Here is a 14,008-nt window from a genome sequence, read left to right on the forward strand (position 1 = left end):
ATGACACACAGCACAGCTGGGGTGACAGTGATAGTCGCCGATGATGACGCGCTCATCCGCATGGTCATGCGGAGGGCCCTTTCACAGAGGGGAATCCAGGTCGTCGAGGCCGTCGACGGCACGACTGCGGTGGATGCATCGGCTCGCCATCAAGCGGACCTGCTCATCACCGACGCGCACATGCCGGGCCTGTCTCTGCTTGACACTCTCGCGGCGATCGACGAACTGGACGACTCCCCCGAGGTGCTCGTGATCAGCGGGGACTCGCGCTCGCCGCTGGCGCCCGGAATAACCTTTCTGGCCAAGCCGATCGAGCTCGAGCTGTTCCTTGATGCCGTCGATTCGCTCCTCAGCCGTCGGGCGAGCAGATGACGACGTCCGAGTCCTTGATGTCCATCGTGCGCGCCGCCGGATTCGAGGCTCTCGTCGAAAGCAGCCCCGACCCGATCTTCGTGCTCGACACCGACGGCACCTTCGTCTTTGCGAATGACGCCCTGCTCAAGCGCCTGGGCTGTTCGTGGGACGAGCTTCGGGGCACCGACTTCCGTCCGACGGTCGCGGAACCTGATGACACACGCGTCGCAGACGAGTTCGATCGTGCGTGCGGCGGACAGCTCACTCACTTCCGCGCCGCGGGTGTACGCCGGGACGGATCGACATTCCACGCCGACGTGACCAACTACCCGATCCGGCACGAGGGCGCGGTGGTCGCAGTGATCGGCATGGCTCGCGACGTCGACGAGCTGGAGCGCCTCGAGCGTTCAGGCCGGATGCTCGAGAAACGGCTCAGCACAGCGCTGAATGGCATCACGGACGGCGTCTACTTCTTTGATCACGACTGGAACTTCACATGGGTGAACCCGCCCGGTGAACGCATCGCCCAGCTCTCCGAGAAGGAGTTGCTCGGCAACTCCGTCTGGGACCTGTTCCCCGAGATGAATGGATCGGAGTTCGGCATCGCCTACCGCAAAGCCGTTGCGGAGCGGGTCACCGTCACGGTGCGGGACAGGTTCGTGTCGCTGGACGCATGGCTCGAGGCCACGGTCTACCCGGTCGATGACGGGCTCGCGGTCTATGTGCGAGACGTCACCGACGAGGAGATCACGCGCCGTCACATCCTCGAATCGGAGAAGCGACTCGTTTCGCAAGCCGCACTTCTCGACGTCGCCCGCGACGCGATCCTGGTGCGTGGCATGGACCACTCGGTGCAGTACTGGAACCGCGCTGCCGAGGAGATCTATGGCTGGACAGCGGCTGAGGTGCTGGGCAAGTCGATTCGCGGCGTCCTCTACACCGACACTGCCGCCTTCGACGCGGCAACGGCGCACACCATCGAGCACGGTCACTGGTCGGGCGAACTCGAGCAGATCCGCCGCTCGGGCGCCACGCTTGTCGCCGACTGCCGCTGGTCCCTCGTGCGCGACGCCTCCGGCGCGCCGGAGAGCATCTTCGCGGTCAACTCGGACATCACCGAGCGAAAGCGGGATGACGCCATCCGCCAGCGCGACCAGCGTATGGAGAGTCTGGGAACCCTCTCCGGCGGAATCGCGCACGACCTCAACAACATCCTCGCGCCGATGCTCATGTCGGTGCAGATGCTCGCGCGAGAGGAGACCGACCCGGACCGCACGGCTATCCTCGGCATCATCGAGGCGAGCGTGAAACGAGGAGCGGCGATGATCCGACAGGTACTCTCCTTCGCCCGCGGCGTCGAGGGGCAGAAGGTGAGCATCGATGTTCTGCGGATCGTCGACGACGTGGGCTCCTTCGCGAGAGAAGTGATGCCGCGCAACATCACCGTCGTCACGGAGACGCCGCCCGAACTCGACGCGGTCACCGGCGACCCGACCCAGCTTCTGCAGGTGCTGGTCAACCTCGCCACCAACGCACGGGATGCCATGCTCCGCGGTGGGATCCTGACGATCGCCGCTCAGAACGCCGTGGACCCCGATACCGCTGCGGCCCACGTGGTGATTACGGTGCAGGACTCCGGCACAGGCATTGACCCGGACACCCTCGCTCGCATCTTCGAGCCGTTCTTCACCACGAAGGCCGTCGGCGATGGGACCGGCCTTGGACTCGCTACATCAGCGGCCATCGTTGAGAGCCACGGTGGTCGCCTCGAGGTGGAGAGCGTTCCGGGCGAAGGATCCGTCTTCCGCATCTCGTTGCCGAGTGCCGGGTCCGCTGCGTCGGAAGGCGTTGCCGGCGACAGCCGCGCCGAGCCCGTCGAGCTCAAGCGCGGAGCCGGGCAACTGGTGCTCGTCGTAGACGACGAGGCGGCAATCCGGCACCTCACGCGCCAGACGCTCGAGGAGTTCGGCTACACGAGCGCCGTGGCAAGTTCCGGCGAACAGGCACTCGACTTCATCCGCTCACGCGGCGGCGCCGTGGCGCTGGTGCTGACTGACGTCACCATGCCGGTGATGGACGGCCCGGCTCTTGTCGAGCGTCTTGGCGAGGAATTCCCTCGCATCCCCGTTGTCATGTCGTCGGGGAACGCCGGCATCGACATCACAGGCAGCATTCCTCTGGGCGCCTTTCTCTCCAAACCGTTCACTACCGTGCAGCTGCTCACGGCGCTCGCGACGGCGCTCGAAGGGAACACGGATGTCTGAGCAGGCGGGGCGCCAGCTACGCGTCGTCGTCGCCGACGACGACGCCTTCACCATCTCCCTCGTCGCCGGCGGGCTCAGCGCGAAGGGCTTCGGGGTGGCAACGGCTACCACGACCGAGGGGGCGTGGCAGCTCGTCGATTCCACAGAACCGCACGCACTCGTCAGCGACCTCAACTTCGGCCCGGGCGAATCGGGCGTTGCGCTTCTCAGGCGGGTGCGCGCCGAATACCCCTGGATCGGAATCGTGGTCCTCACCTCCCACGCCTCCCCCGAACTCGCCGTCGACGACGCCGCCGACCTGCCCACGGGCGTGGTCTACTTGGTGAAGTCCAAGCTGGCAGGCATCGACGACCTCGCCTCGGCCGTGATGCTCTCCATCTCGGGCGACGATGACGGCGCCTCTCCACGGGGCATGACCACCGGTGGAACCATTCTCGTCACGGCCGCCCAGGCAGACGTGCTTCGGCTTCTCGCCCACGGAGCCTCGACCCGGGCTGTGGCCGAACACCGCGGCACCACCACGCGCGCCGCAGAGACGATGCTTGCCCGGCTGTACACATCCCTCGGAGTCGCCGACGACGAGAGGTCGAATCCACGGGTCGCCGCAGTCCAGTTGTGGCAGCAGGGCCGGGTCTCCGTCAAGTAGTCAGCTCGACAGCACGTACTCCGCATAGGACTTGCGGATCTTCACGACCTTCGGCAGCGCCACGGCCATACAGTAGCCCTGACCCGGGTTCTTGGCGAAGAAGTCCTGGTGGTAGCCCTCGGCCTCGTACCAGCGCGGAAGGGTCTCAATGGTCGTGACCACGCCACCGTCCCACGCATCAGACGCCCGGTTCCGAGCGGCCTCGAACAGGAGCCGCTGGGCGTCATCCGAATAGAACATCGCAGAGCGATATTGGGTACCGCGGTCGTTGCCCTGGCGGTTGAGTTGCCGCGGGTCGTGCAGGCTGAAGAAGACATCGAGGATGACGTCCTCCGGAATGACCGTGGGGTCGAACGTGACGGCAACGGCTTCGGCGTGACCCGTCATCCCGGTGCACACCGACTCGTAATCGGGAAAGGCCGTGAGCCCGCCGGTGTAGCCGGAAACAACGGCCGAGACGCCGCGCAACGTGCGATAGACGGCATCGAGGCACCAGAAGCAACCGCCCGCGAGAACAAAAGTGGTCATTGCAGAAGCTTAGTTTCAGGGGCACCGCTGGCGCCCCATAGGCTGTGCTTATGAGCTATGTCGCAGCAGCCGATCGTTACGCCACCATCGAATACCAGAGGGTCGGCCGCAGCGGCCTGAAGATCCCCGCCGTCTCGCTCGGCCTCTGGAACAACTTCGGCCACGACAAGCCCCTCGACAACCAGAGGGCCATCCTGCGCCGTGCCTTTGACCTCGGGATTACGCACTTCGACCTCGCGAACAACTACGGTCCGCCCGACGGATCCGCTGAGACCAACTTCGGCCGCATCTTCGCCGAAGATTTCCGTGCCCACCGCGATGAGATGATCATCTCCTCGAAGGCCGGCTACTACATGTGGGAAGGACCCTACGGCGAGTGGGGCTCGCGCAAGAACCTGCTCTCCAGCCTCGACCAGTCGCTCGGCCGCCTCGGCGTCGACTACGTCGACATCTTCTACTCCCACCGCCCCGACCCGGAGACTCCCATCGAGGAGACCATGGGCGCGCTCGCGACCGCCGTAACGAGCGGCAAGGCGCTCTACGTGGGTGTCTCGAACTACAGCCCGGAGCAGACTCTTGCCGCACAGAAGGCGCTCGCGGTGCACAACATTCCGCTGACCATTCACCAGCCGCGCTACAACATGTTCGACCGTCATATCGAGAACGGGCTCTTCCCGGTGCTCGATGAGATCGGTGCCGGCAGCATCGTGTTCTCGCCGCTCGCGCAGGGCCTGCTCACCAATCGCTACATCCAGGGCACCGTGCCCGAGGGATCGCGCGCGTCCGAGGGACGCTGGCTCCAGCCCGGCGCCATCGGAGACGTCTACCTCGAGCGGGTTCGCGGGCTGACCGCGATCGCTGAAGAGCGCGGACAGAGCCTCGCCCAGCTCGCACTCACCTGGGTTCTGCGCCACCCGCAGGTCACCTCGGCCCTCATCGGCGCCTCCAGCGTCGCCCAGCTCGACGACAACTTCGGTGCACTGAAGGCCGCGCCGCTCACCGCCGAGGAGATCGCCGCCATCGAGCGATTCGCCGTCGACGGCACCCAGCTGCGCTAGGTGGGATACGTCTACGCGCTGCTTGCGGCGCTGCTGTTCGGCGCGAACGGAAGCGTCACCAAGGTCGTGATCGAGGCGGGCATCAGCCCGACCCAGCTCACCCAGTTCCGCGTGCTCGGCACCGCTGTGATCGCAGGTGTCATCCTGCTCCTGGTCGACCGCAGCGCCTTCCGCATCGGCCGGCGGCAGGTCGGCATCATGGCGATCCTCGGGGTCACGGGCGTCGCCGTGCTGCAGGCGTCCTACGCGTTCGCGATCCAGCTGCTGCCGGTCGGCATCGCACTGCTGCTCGAATATCTCGCCGTGCTGTTCGTCGCGGTGATCGCGTTCGTGTTCCTCAAGGAGAAGGTCAAGCCCCGACTATGGGTCGCCATCGCGTGTGTACTGCTCGGTCTCGCCGTGGTCGCCCAGATCTGGGCGAGTGACCTGAACGGGCTCGGCGTGGTGATGGCCCTCATCGCCGCGGCATCGCTCACCATCTACTTCCTCGTCGGGGAGCGTCAGGTCGGTGCCACCTCCCCGCTCGCCGTCGCGTTCTGGACGACGGGTTTCGCCTCGCTCTTCTGGGCGTTCTTCAGCGGCTGGTGGAACGTGCGTCCCGCGCTGCTCGCCGAATCCGTCTCGCTGAGCGGCAACCTCGAAACCGTGCTGCTGCCGCTCTGGGTGCCGCTCGCGTGGTGTGTGCTGCTCGGATCGTTCCTGCCGTTCCTGCTGTCGTTCCTCGCGCTCAAGCACCTGAGCGCAACGGCCGCCGGCATCGTGGCGTCGTCCGAGGTCATCTTCGCGTTTGTTGTGGCGTGGCTCTGGCTGGGTGAGAGCCTGAACGTCATCCAGATCCTGGGCGCGGTTGTGGTGCTCGTGGGCATCATCCTCGCCCAGACCGCACGATCGGGGAAGGTTATCGACGCCGACCTGGCGCTGGTGCCGGACCTGCCGAGCCCCGACGCCGCGCCAGCCAAATAGCGAACCCGCCGCCGAGAAGCCCGAGCCCCGCGAGGATCGCGGGGAACGTGGCATCCACACCGGTCGGAACCAGCGAATCACCGGGATCCCCGGGCGCGGCCGGAATGAGCGGAGCCGCCAGCAGGTCGCCCAGGTCGACGACGTCGGCATTCGCGGCGAGCGGCACCGGGAACAGGCCTGGCTCGACCACGACCTCCGGCGGAGCGACGAGATCGAGCTGGTAGTCACCGAACGCCGTCTCGAACTCGAACGTGCCGTCCGGGGCGACGGGCACGAGCACCGGCTCGTCGAGAACGTCGGTGACCGGCGTGCCCGCGCTATCGAGCAGGGTGAGGGATGTCCCGGCGGGAACAGGAACATCGTCGCCGCCGCCGATCACGACCTCGCCGGTCACCGTGGCCGCGGGTGACACTGCCGCAAGCCACAACTGGAAGGACGGGAACCCGATCAACACCCCATAGGTCAGCACCACTCGCGTCACGGGAACGGTCGGCACCAGCCAGCCGTACGCGCCCTGCGTATCAAGCCCCGTGCCGAGATAGGTGTCGACGGGGCGCGTCGCGCACCCGGGCACCGGCGTCGGGGCTCCGCACCACGCGGGTGCGTCGGTGACCGTGATGTTCGAGCAGCCGGTCGGCTTGGGTGAGGCGTTCAGGCAGTAGTTTCCCGGGGTCTGGAACCCGAGCTCGGCGGTCGTCAATGGCGTCGCGCCGTTGAACGCCTGGATCGACACGTAGTCGGCGTCGACGTCACCGAGCGCAAAGCCCCAGCCGGGCACGGTCGGGGCGTCGAAGGTGAGAGTGGTGGCGGACGGCGTGACCACGGACGCCGCGGAGATGGTGAGGTAGGGCTGCTTGCGCGAGCTGCCGAACCGGTCGCCGAATCCCGTGTTCGCTCCGAGGAAGGCGGAAGCACCCTGCGCGATGGTCGGGGTCGTGGCCGAGGTGGTGGTGAGGTGCGCAACGGGGATTGTTGAGGCACCGGCGAAGGTGGCATCGAAGCCCGTCCCGGTCGCCGTCCAGGTCGGGAACACGCCGACCGGTGGTGTTGCCGCCGAGGCAGAGAGCGCGGAGCTGCTGAAGACAAGGGCTGCGAGGGCGATGATCAACCCTCGCTTAGTGCGCGTGGTGTTCATCTTCCAACCATAACCCCGACGTCGAGTGTCGTAGGTATGTTCTAATGTCGAACTATCACTTCCGTTGGGCCGGCTTGATCGTCTGGAGTTCCCGTGACCATTCTCGATTTCGCAACAACGCACTACTCGACCCCTTCACGTATCGCGCGCCCCGGCGTCGCCGTCATCCAGCTGCACGACGAGCTCTGGCGCGTCACGCGCTCGAGCGGCGAGGTGGTCGGCTACATCGAGCGCTTCGTCGAGCGCGGCGATTACCGCTACCGAGCCAAGCGCATGCTGGTGCTTCAGAAGCGCTTCGTCTCGATCGGCGAATTCTGGAGAATGGATGACGCCCTGAACGTTCTGACGCCCTGAGCCTCTGACGTAGTGCGGGGCGCACCGCACAACTTGGGGTTTTTCTGGCAACGATCCCCCTAACAGCGCGCCTCGGCCACCCGCCCCCTTTTCGGGGGTATCGTCTGTGCATGCAAATCTGGAACGACTTCGTCACTTGGTTCTACTCGGACGAGGGGTGGCGCGTGGTCTCGACGGCGATCCTCCCGTTCCTGTCGATCATCATCGCCACGCTCATCGCTGTCTGGATCTCGCGCTCCGCGATCAACCGCATCCTCGGGCGCGCAGACCGTTCCGATCGCACTGCCGCGATCGGTGCGATCGTCGAGGTGGCCCGCAACTCCGCGCAGTGGAGCAACCTTCCGCCGGCCACGCGCGACCATCTCGAAGCCCAGGCTAACGCCGCCACGATTCGACTGCGCCTGCTGCCCACCAACGGTGCGAGCGCCGCAGCCGATTGGGCCGAGCACCAGCTTCCCGTGATCCGCAGCAACTCCGCCGACTTCAGCGTGCAGTCCGAGCAGAACTATCTCGAGTTCCGCGACCGCCTGATCGAGTGGCAGCAGAAGCCGTCCCGAGCCCGCAAGCTGTTCGCCGCGGACCTCGAGCAGTTCAGGTACGAGGAATCCCCCGTCGACGCCGACCTCGTGGAGAAGCAGCGCGCGTGGGCAGCCGAGCAGGCGGCCTCCGAGCAGTCCGCGGCCGAGACCTCGAGCGCCGAACGAGCGGATGCCGCCGCCGAGCTCGCCGCCGAGGACCAGGCCGCCGCCCAGCGTGCGGAAGCCGAGCGCGCCGACGCCGAGCGTGCAGCAGCCGAACAGTCGGCCGCCGATCGCCTCGCTGCTGAGCAGCTCGCGGCAGACAGCTCGAACCCGAGCACCGCGCCCGTGTTCACCACGGTCAATGCGCACCCGGTCACCGATTCCTCCCCCGTGGAGACGGCGCCGTACTCGTTCTCCGAGGCGGATTTCTCGGAGGCCGTGAGTGTCACGCCCCAGAACGACAAGCGGGACGAGGACACATCGCAGGACGTGGGTTCCCAGAATGAAGCTCCGCAAGAAGAGCCCTTCTACAACCCGCCCTACGAGCCGTCCCCGGCGGGCCGCACCTTCGAGCCGCACATCGACAACGAGGTGCATTATGACGCCAACGGCGACGTAATCGAAGCGACCATCGACGAGGACCCGAACGGTTCGGCACCGCCGCTCGTCCGTCCCCGACTGCGCGAAGACTAGAGCTTAAGAGCCGGGCAGTCCGTCGATCGCGATCAGCTTCGCGGACCACGGGCAGTACTGCTCTGACGTGACCGTCCTGTCCTCCACATAGGAGGGCAGGCCGTCGCAGACCTCGATCGTCATGTCCGCGAACTCGAGCGTGGCCGGATCGATGTGCCACGACCACGGCCCATTGACCCCCGCCTCGTCGCGCACGACCGTGCCGTTCGGGATCGTGGCGACCTCCTCGCCGGCGAGCAACTTCTGCGCATGCGCGATCAGCTCAGGCGTTGCGAGCTCTACCTTGTAGGTCTCGCCCACGACCTGGAAGGTCGCGACGACGGTCTCGGGCGTCTCGGGAGCGGCGGGTGCGCAGCCGGTCAGTACGAGCAGCAGAGCGAGTGTGAGCAGGCGTTTCATCGAAGACTCTCCACGGGCAGGTCGAACCAACGCAGATGCTCGAAGTCTGAGCCGAGCGCGTCCTTCACGTCGAGCGAGAGCTGGTCGGCGGCGTGCGTGTCCGACGACGCAGCGGGAAGCGAGGCGAAGAGCCGCTCGGCCTCAGCCAGGTAACCGGCGAGAGCCGCTTCATCCACCGTGTCATCGCGCTGGGGCCAGGTCAGCGCGCCGGTTTCGTCATAGGCGAGCTGCGACAGCCGCAGCGGAGGCTCGACCGTGCCGTCACGATGGTGCCACAGCCCGGAGACGTGGTCGAAGCGGTAGTGCGGCACGAGGCGAGCGCCGTGTTCAGCGACCAGCGTCACGGCCTTAACGATGTAGCGGAACACCGTCTCACTGATGAAGTAATTGAAGTTGATGCGGATCCAGCCCGGCTTGATGCCCTCGCAGCCGCCCGTGATCTCGCGCTCGAACTCCCGGGAGCGGTCGAGATCGATGCCGAGCAGGCGGTGTCCGTAGGGGCCGGCGCAGCTGCAGCCACCCCGCGACTGGATGCCGAACAGGTCGTTCAGGATCGCGACCACCACGTTGTGGTGCAGGTAGCGACCGCCCGGGCGCTTGATGACAAACGACACGATCGAGAGCCGCTCGGCATCGGGATTGCCCAGTACCTGGATCGACGGGTGCGACTCCCACGCCTGCATCGCGCGGCTGAGGTAATCGCGCTCGCAGGCCTGGATCGTCTCGACCCCGACCGCCTCCTTGAGCTGGAAGACGAGCCCCGCGCGAATCGACTCGATGATCGCGGGCGTACCGGCCTCCTCGCGGTGCACGGGGTCGGCGAGGTACTTGTGCTCCTCGGGGTTGACGTAGGCGACGGTGCCGCCGCCCACCATGTCGGGCACGGTGTTGGTCAGGATGCCCCGGCTCACGACCAGCACACCCGGCGTTCCCGGCCCGCCGATGAACTTGTGCGGAGAGATGAAGATCGCGTCCTTGCGTTCGGCGGGGACGCCGCTGCGCGGATTCATCTCGATGTCCACATACGGGGCGCACGCCGCGAAGTCCCAGAAGGCGAGGGCACCGTGCTCGTGCAGCAGGCGCGTGATGCCGTGGGTATCGGTGGTGATCCCGGTGACGTTGCTCGCGGCGCTGAACGAGCCGATGCGCAGCGGTCGATCGCTGTAGCGCTCGAGCTGCTCCGCGAGGTGCACGGCGTCGATGTGGCCGTCGGCATTCTCGTGGATCGTGACCACGTCGGCGATCGACTCCCGCCACGGCAGCTCATTCGAGTGGTGCTCGTAGGGACCGATGAAGACGACGGGCCGTTCGTTCGCGGGGATGCTCGCGCTCAACCCGTGCTTCTCGTCGAGCGCCGCCGGAATGCGGATGCCGAGGATCCCCACGAGCTTGTTGATCGCCGCAGTGGACCCGCTCCCGGCGAAGATGACGACGGAGTCCTCGTCGCCGTTCACCGAGCGGTGGATGATGGCGCGCGCGTCCTCGCGCAGCCGGGTGGTCTGGAGTCCGGTGCCGCTCGACTCCGAGTGCGTGTTCGCGTACCGCGGCAGGACCTCATCCCGAATGAACTGCTCGACGAAACTCAGCGCTCGGCCGCTCGCGGTGTAGTCGGCGTAGGTGACGCGACGGGGCCCGAACGGACCGGGCATGACCTGGTCGTCGCCGATCACGCAGTCACGGATGCGGTCGAGCAGGGGCGAACTCGGCACGTCCGCCGGCCGATCGGGGATCACGCAGTCATCCATGCGCCAAGGGTAGCGCGGGGTGCCCCTGGCAGGAATCGAACCTGCGACCAAGAGATTAGAAGGCTCTTGCTCTATCCACTGAGCTACAGAGGCGCGGTTAAACGATACCGCAGGCTGGTTATACGGCCTTCGCGAGCGCCACCAGCACCTGGTTGACGGTGGGGACTCCCTCGGCACGGAAGACCTCGGTGCCGTCAGCCGAGGTCACGATGACGGTCGGAGTTGAGCGGATACCGGCTTTTTCTGCCTCGGACGTCTCGCGCGCGACATCCAGTTCAGCAATCTTCGCGGCGGGCACAAGGGTCGCCACCTGCTTCAACACCCCGCGGGTCTGAATGCACGGGTCGCAGAAGGAGGAGGAGAAGAAGAGCAGGTTCACGCTGGGGCCAACCGTCGGAGCGGGCTAATTAGTCCCGACGCTCGTCGAGGTCCTCGAGCGGCTCGCCGTCGGCGGCGTCCCACGTGTAGGTGACCTGAACCTGCTCGCCGACCTTGTGGGCTGCAGGTGTGTCGTAGACGACCTGCGTCTCCTTGCCGTCGAGCGCGACGAGAACGGTGACTTCGGAGTCCCAGCTGCCATCGGTGGAGATGCGGGTGTCGGTGCGGCCGTCGTAGGGTCCGCCCTTGTAGAAGACGATGTATTCGTCGCCGCGTTCGATGGTCACACCTGTGTCAGTCATGTCCCTAGTTCTACCAGACACCGATGAGAGAAAGCACACCGGCGAGCGCCGACACGGCCCCCAGCGTCACACCGATGATGAAGAGGATGAGGTGAACCGTAAAGAACGCGGTCGGTTTGCCGTTTGCGTCCTTCGCACGCGGGTCCTTCGCTACGCGTCGGAAGAACGTCGGCCAAGTCACGAAGTTGAAGACGCCGTTGAGAATCAGGAGGATTGCCACCCGTTCAGCCTAGGCGCCGCGACCATCGCCGTCGCACGCCGCCGGTAGACTTCAGCAATGGCTACCTCCGCTGATCGCCTCGTGTGGATCGACTGCGAAATGACCGGGCTCGATCTCACGATCGACGAACTCGTTGAGGTCGCGGTGGTCATCACCGACTACGACCTCAACCTCATCGACCCCGGCTTCACCATCGTCATCAAGCCCGACCAGTCGGCGCTCGACACGATGAACGACTTCGTGCGCAACATGCACACCGAGAGCGGACTCATCACCGAGATCCCGAACGGCGTATCCCTCGCCGACGCCGAGTACGCCGTGCACGAGTACATCCTGAAGTTCGTGCCCAACCCCCAGAGCGCACCGCTCGCCGGCAACACCATCGGCACCGACCGGGCCTTCCTGAACAAATTTATGCCCCGAGTAGACGGCCACCTGCACTACCGCAGCGTCGACGTCTCCTCCATCAAAGAACTGTCGCGTCGCTGGTTCCCCCGCGTGTACTTCAACTCCCCCGCCAAGAACGGCGGACACCGCGCCCTCGCCGACATTCTCGAGTCGATCCGCGAGCTGCAGTACTACCGCAAGGCGGCCTTTGTGGCCGACCCCGGACCCACCAGCGAAGAGGCCCAGGCAATTTCGGCGGCCGTTGTGGACCAGTTCGCCCCGCACCTGTAATACAATTGCTGGGTTGCCTTTTGTGGCGGTAGAAATACAGTCGCAAGAACAACGCGTTTGGTGGGCGTAGCTCAGTTGGCAGAGCGCTGGCTTGTGGAGCCGGATGTCGCGGGTTCGAGCCCCGTCGTTCACCCCATCACGAAACGGCCCCGCGAAAGCGGGGCCGTTTCTGCGTTAGCGCCAGCGTTCCCATCCCACACCTGTCCCCGAACATGACAGGCTGGACTCGTGACAAAGACCCTCGACCGGCCGGAGCTGAGCGAGGAGTCCGTCACCGCCAGCCGGCTCGACACCCCCTGGGTCACCCTCGTCTGGAACGACCCCGTGAACCTCATGAGCTACGTCTCCTACGTATTCCGCAGCTACTTCGGATTCTCCGCCGAAGAAGCCGACCGCCGCATGCTTCAGGTTCACAACGACGGTCGAGCCGTGGTCGCCACGGGATCCCGCGAGCAGATGGAAGTCCACGTCGAGGCAATGCACGACTTCGGCCTGTGGGCCACCCTGCAGCAGGTCGACGCGTGATCCCGTTCGAGCGCGGCGACGACCGCGTCATCCGCGCGAGCCTCACCCGCCCCGAGGCCACGCTCATCGCCTCCCTCGCCGGCCAGATCGCCGCACTCCTCGGCGGGCTCGTCGAGGTTCCACACTTCGACGACCCCGATGCAGCCGCACTGTTCGAGTCGGTCGGCATGGGCGGCACGAGCACGCTCAATGACGACCCGGCGATCGCCCGGCTGCTTCCGAACGCGTATGCCGAGCCCGGGGCATCCGGAGACTTTCGCCGCCTCACCGAACGCAGCCTCGCGAGCCGTAAGGTCGCCAACGCCGGTGTTGTCGTGGCCAGCCTGGACGCCGCTCTGAACAGTGGCGGCGAACTGGCACTGGATGACGCCGAGGCACAGTCCTGGCTCCGCACCCTCGCAGATATCCGCCTGACGATCGCGGCTCGGCTCGGCATCGAGGCCGATGGGGACGAGGGCGCGGATGACGACGACTCGCTCGCCCTGCGGGACGTATACGACTGGCTCGCCTGGGTCACCGACTCGCTGATTGGAGCGATCGAGGAGTGAGAACCACATGATCGACGACATCCCCGCCAACGAGTTCGAGAAACTCGTGATCGACGAACTCGACGCGCTGCCCGACGAGATGGTCGACGACCTCGACAACGTCGTCTTCGTGACCGAGGACCGCCCCGAGGACGGATCGCTCGACCTCCTGGGTCTCTACGATGGCGTCGCCCTCACCGAGCGTGGGCAGTACGGGTTCGGCGAGCTGCCCGACCGCATCATCCTGTACCGCGAACCGCTCCTCGCCATCGCCGTGGATCTCGACGACCTCAAGGATCAGATCCACGTCACCCTCGTGCACGAGATCGCGCACTTCTACGGTCTCGACGACGACCAGCTGCACGAGCTCGGCTGGGCCTAGCTCAGCGACGGGTGCCCTGCCCCGTATTCTCGAGCATGGAATCCAGACTATCGGAGCCGTGCTGGTGCCCACCCCGTGGCCAGTGCACCACGAGCAGCGTCAGCATCGCGAGGCAGGCGCCGGGCGTCAACAGCCAGATCGATATGCCGATCCAGGAGTAGAACCCTTCGGAGCCACGACTGTGCCCGAGTGCCCCGATGAGCAGAGCGACCATTCCCCCGACCACCGCAAGAGCGGCCACCACAAAACTCGTGCGAACGATAAAACCGGTGTCTTTCGGACTCTCATCCATGACAACCCCCTTACCTAGGTTTACCCCCGTTCGGGGGCCACGGC

The 14,008-nt window shown here is 65.9% G+C and carries 19 protein-coding genes and 2 tRNA genes; 12 read left to right on the plus strand and 9 right to left on the minus strand.

Annotation, left to right across the window (positions count from 1 at the left end; genetic code table 11):
- Genes EYE40_RS06835 through EYE40_RS06845 form a run of 3 tightly spaced genes read left to right on the plus strand, consistent with a single transcriptional unit; the run spans window position 1 to window position 3,264 of the window.
- Entirely contained in the window at window positions 1-372 is a 372-nt protein-coding gene (locus tag EYE40_RS06835; RefSeq protein WP_130981250.1) for a response regulator, read from the plus strand.
- Window positions 369-2,618: a PAS domain-containing hybrid sensor histidine kinase/response regulator gene (locus tag EYE40_RS06840; protein WP_130981251.1), complete on the plus strand. Its 2,250-nt coding sequence runs from the start codon at window positions 369-371 to the stop codon at window positions 2,616-2,618. The genes EYE40_RS06835 and EYE40_RS06840 overlap by 4 nt, the downstream gene beginning before the upstream one ends.
- Window positions 2,611-3,264 carry a response regulator gene (locus EYE40_RS06845; protein ID WP_130981252.1) on the plus strand — a complete coding sequence of 218 codons (654 nt, stop codon included), beginning with the start codon at window positions 2,611-2,613 and terminating at the stop codon, window positions 3,262-3,264. The genes EYE40_RS06840 and EYE40_RS06845 overlap by 8 nt, the downstream gene beginning before the upstream one ends.
- On the opposite strand, the gene msrA is transcribed toward EYE40_RS06845, so the two are convergent.
- Complete coding sequence (msrA, locus tag EYE40_RS06850) at window positions 3,265-3,792, minus strand: peptide-methionine (S)-S-oxide reductase MsrA (protein ID WP_130981253.1); 528 nt, start codon at window positions 3,790-3,792, stop codon at window positions 3,265-3,267.
- Window positions 3,793-3,842: 50 nt separating this feature from the next.
- On the opposite strand from msrA, the gene EYE40_RS06855 reads away from it, so the two are divergent.
- The gene (locus EYE40_RS06855; protein WP_130981254.1) at window positions 3,843-4,850 is read left to right on the plus strand and encodes an aldo/keto reductase; all 1,008 of its coding nucleotides are present in this window, start codon (window positions 3,843-3,845) and stop codon (window positions 4,848-4,850) included.
- Window positions 4,851-5,813: a DMT family transporter gene (locus EYE40_RS06860; protein ID WP_130981255.1), complete on the plus strand. Its 963-nt coding sequence runs from the start codon at window positions 4,851-4,853 to the stop codon at window positions 5,811-5,813. It begins immediately after the preceding gene.
- On the opposite strand, the gene EYE40_RS06865 is transcribed toward EYE40_RS06860, so the two are convergent.
- Window positions 5,749-6,948, minus strand: a complete 1,200-nt coding sequence (locus EYE40_RS06865; RefSeq protein ID WP_130981256.1) for a hypothetical protein — start codon at window positions 6,946-6,948, stop codon at window positions 5,749-5,751. The two genes, EYE40_RS06860 and EYE40_RS06865, sit on opposite strands and share 65 nt — an antisense overlap.
- A gap of 93 nt (window positions 6,949-7,041) precedes the next feature.
- On the opposite strand from EYE40_RS06865, the gene EYE40_RS06870 reads away from it, so the two are divergent.
- Together EYE40_RS06870 and EYE40_RS06875 are read left to right on the plus strand one after the other, a co-directional pair.
- Complete coding sequence (locus EYE40_RS06870) at window positions 7,042-7,302, plus strand: hypothetical protein (protein ID WP_130981257.1); 261 nt, start codon at window positions 7,042-7,044, stop codon at window positions 7,300-7,302.
- 110 nt (window positions 7,303-7,412) lie between these two features.
- Window positions 7,413-8,516: a hypothetical protein gene (locus EYE40_RS06875; protein ID WP_130981258.1), complete on the plus strand. Its 1,104-nt coding sequence runs from the start codon at window positions 7,413-7,415 to the stop codon at window positions 8,514-8,516.
- A 3-nt stretch (window positions 8,517-8,519) separates the two neighbouring features.
- Here the strand turns inward: EYE40_RS06875 and EYE40_RS06880 are convergent, their stop codons facing one another.
- From EYE40_RS06880 to EYE40_RS06905, 6 genes are all read right to left on the minus strand, one after another.
- A complete protein-coding gene (locus tag EYE40_RS06880) occupies window positions 8,520-8,915 on the minus strand; it encodes a BP74-related protein (protein ID WP_204742221.1) in 396 nt (131 codons plus the stop codon).
- A complete protein-coding gene (locus EYE40_RS06885) occupies window positions 8,912-10,660 on the minus strand; it encodes an aminotransferase class V-fold PLP-dependent enzyme (RefSeq protein ID WP_130981259.1) in 1,749 nt (582 codons plus the stop codon). The genes EYE40_RS06880 and EYE40_RS06885 overlap by 4 nt, the downstream gene beginning before the upstream one ends.
- A 20-nt stretch (window positions 10,661-10,680) precedes the next feature.
- Window positions 10,681-10,753, minus strand: a tRNA-Arg gene (locus EYE40_RS06890).
- 25 nt (window positions 10,754-10,778) lie between these two features.
- Window positions 10,779-11,039: a thioredoxin family protein gene (locus tag EYE40_RS06895; protein ID WP_204742222.1), complete on the minus strand. Its 261-nt coding sequence runs from the start codon at window positions 11,037-11,039 to the stop codon at window positions 10,779-10,781.
- A 28-nt stretch (window positions 11,040-11,067) separates the two neighbouring features.
- Window positions 11,068-11,340 carry an oligoribonuclease gene (locus EYE40_RS06900; RefSeq protein WP_130981260.1) on the minus strand — a complete coding sequence of 91 codons (273 nt, stop codon included), beginning with the start codon at window positions 11,338-11,340 and terminating at the stop codon, window positions 11,068-11,070.
- A 10-nt stretch (window positions 11,341-11,350) separates the two neighbouring features.
- A complete protein-coding gene (locus EYE40_RS06905) occupies window positions 11,351-11,560 on the minus strand; it encodes an SCO4848 family membrane protein (RefSeq protein ID WP_130981261.1) in 210 nt (69 codons plus the stop codon).
- 57 nt (window positions 11,561-11,617) lie between these two features.
- On the opposite strand from EYE40_RS06905, the gene orn reads away from it, so the two are divergent.
- The 5 genes from orn (at window position 11,618) to EYE40_RS06930 (ending at window position 13,672) form a co-directional block, all read left to right on the plus strand.
- Window positions 11,618-12,238 carry an oligoribonuclease gene (gene orn / locus EYE40_RS06910; protein WP_130981262.1) on the plus strand — a complete coding sequence of 207 codons (621 nt, stop codon included), beginning with the start codon at window positions 11,618-11,620 and terminating at the stop codon, window positions 12,236-12,238.
- A 60-nt stretch (window positions 12,239-12,298) separates the two neighbouring features.
- Window positions 12,299-12,374: transfer RNA gene (locus tag EYE40_RS06915), tRNA-His, on the plus strand.
- 92 nt (window positions 12,375-12,466) lie between these two features.
- A complete protein-coding gene (clpS, locus tag EYE40_RS06920) occupies window positions 12,467-12,763 on the plus strand; it encodes an ATP-dependent Clp protease adapter ClpS (protein ID WP_130981263.1) in 297 nt (98 codons plus the stop codon).
- Window positions 12,760-13,311 carry a DUF2017 family protein gene (locus tag EYE40_RS06925; protein WP_161972358.1) on the plus strand — a complete coding sequence of 184 codons (552 nt, stop codon included), beginning with the start codon at window positions 12,760-12,762 and terminating at the stop codon, window positions 13,309-13,311. Before clpS ends, EYE40_RS06925 begins: the two co-directional genes overlap by 4 nt.
- Window positions 13,312-13,318: 7 nt before the next feature.
- Window positions 13,319-13,672 (plus strand): metallopeptidase family protein, encoded by a 354-nt coding sequence (locus EYE40_RS06930; RefSeq protein ID WP_130981264.1) that lies wholly within the window; start codon window positions 13,319-13,321, stop codon window positions 13,670-13,672.
- A gap of 1 nt (window position 13,673) precedes the next feature.
- On the opposite strand, the gene EYE40_RS06935 is transcribed toward EYE40_RS06930, so the two are convergent.
- Complete coding sequence (locus EYE40_RS06935) at window positions 13,674-13,964, minus strand: hypothetical protein (protein ID WP_130981265.1); 291 nt, start codon at window positions 13,962-13,964, stop codon at window positions 13,674-13,676.
- Window positions 13,965-14,008: the final 44 nt, after the last annotated feature.

Origin of the sequence: Glaciihabitans arcticus, from assembly GCF_004310685.1 — a bacterium.
GTDB classification, from domain to species: Bacteria; Actinomycetota; Actinomycetes; order Actinomycetales; family Microbacteriaceae; genus Conyzicola; species Conyzicola arctica.

What these genes read in the sequence shown, in the direction of transcription:
- EYE40_RS06900 (WP_130981260.1), bottom strand. Translation starts at nt 11,340, where the DNA reads ATGACTGACACAGGTGTGACCATCGAACGCGGCGACGAATACATCGTC.
- EYE40_RS06865 (WP_130981256.1), bottom strand. Translation starts at nt 6,948, where the DNA reads ATGAACACCACGCGCACTAAGCGAGGGTTGATCATCGCCCTCGCAGCC.
- EYE40_RS06880 (WP_204742221.1), bottom strand. Translation starts at nt 8,915, where the DNA reads ATGAAACGCCTGCTCACACTCGCTCTGCTGCTCGTACTGACCGGCTGC.
- orn (WP_130981262.1), top strand. Translation starts at nt 11,618, where the DNA reads ATGGCTACCTCCGCTGATCGCCTCGTGTGGATCGACTGCGAAATGACC.
- EYE40_RS06930 (WP_130981264.1), top strand. Translation starts at nt 13,319, where the DNA reads ATGATCGACGACATCCCCGCCAACGAGTTCGAGAAACTCGTGATCGAC.
- EYE40_RS06855 (WP_130981254.1), top strand. Translation starts at nt 3,843, where the DNA reads ATGAGCTATGTCGCAGCAGCCGATCGTTACGCCACCATCGAATACCAG.
- EYE40_RS06835 (WP_130981250.1), top strand. Translation starts at nt 1, where the DNA reads ATGACACACAGCACAGCTGGGGTGACAGTGATAGTCGCCGATGATGAC.
- EYE40_RS06845 (WP_130981252.1), top strand. Translation starts at nt 2,611, where the DNA reads ATGTCTGAGCAGGCGGGGCGCCAGCTACGCGTCGTCGTCGCCGACGAC.
- EYE40_RS06840 (WP_130981251.1), top strand. Translation starts at nt 369, where the DNA reads ATGACGACGTCCGAGTCCTTGATGTCCATCGTGCGCGCCGCCGGATTC.
- EYE40_RS06935 (WP_130981265.1), bottom strand. Translation starts at nt 13,964, where the DNA reads ATGGATGAGAGTCCGAAAGACACCGGTTTTATCGTTCGCACGAGTTTT.
- msrA (WP_130981253.1), bottom strand. Translation starts at nt 3,792, where the DNA reads ATGACCACTTTTGTTCTCGCGGGCGGTTGCTTCTGGTGCCTCGATGCC.
- EYE40_RS06875 (WP_130981258.1), top strand. Translation starts at nt 7,413, where the DNA reads ATGCAAATCTGGAACGACTTCGTCACTTGGTTCTACTCGGACGAGGGG.
- EYE40_RS06885 (WP_130981259.1), bottom strand. Translation starts at nt 10,660, where the DNA reads ATGGATGACTGCGTGATCCCCGATCGGCCGGCGGACGTGCCGAGTTCG.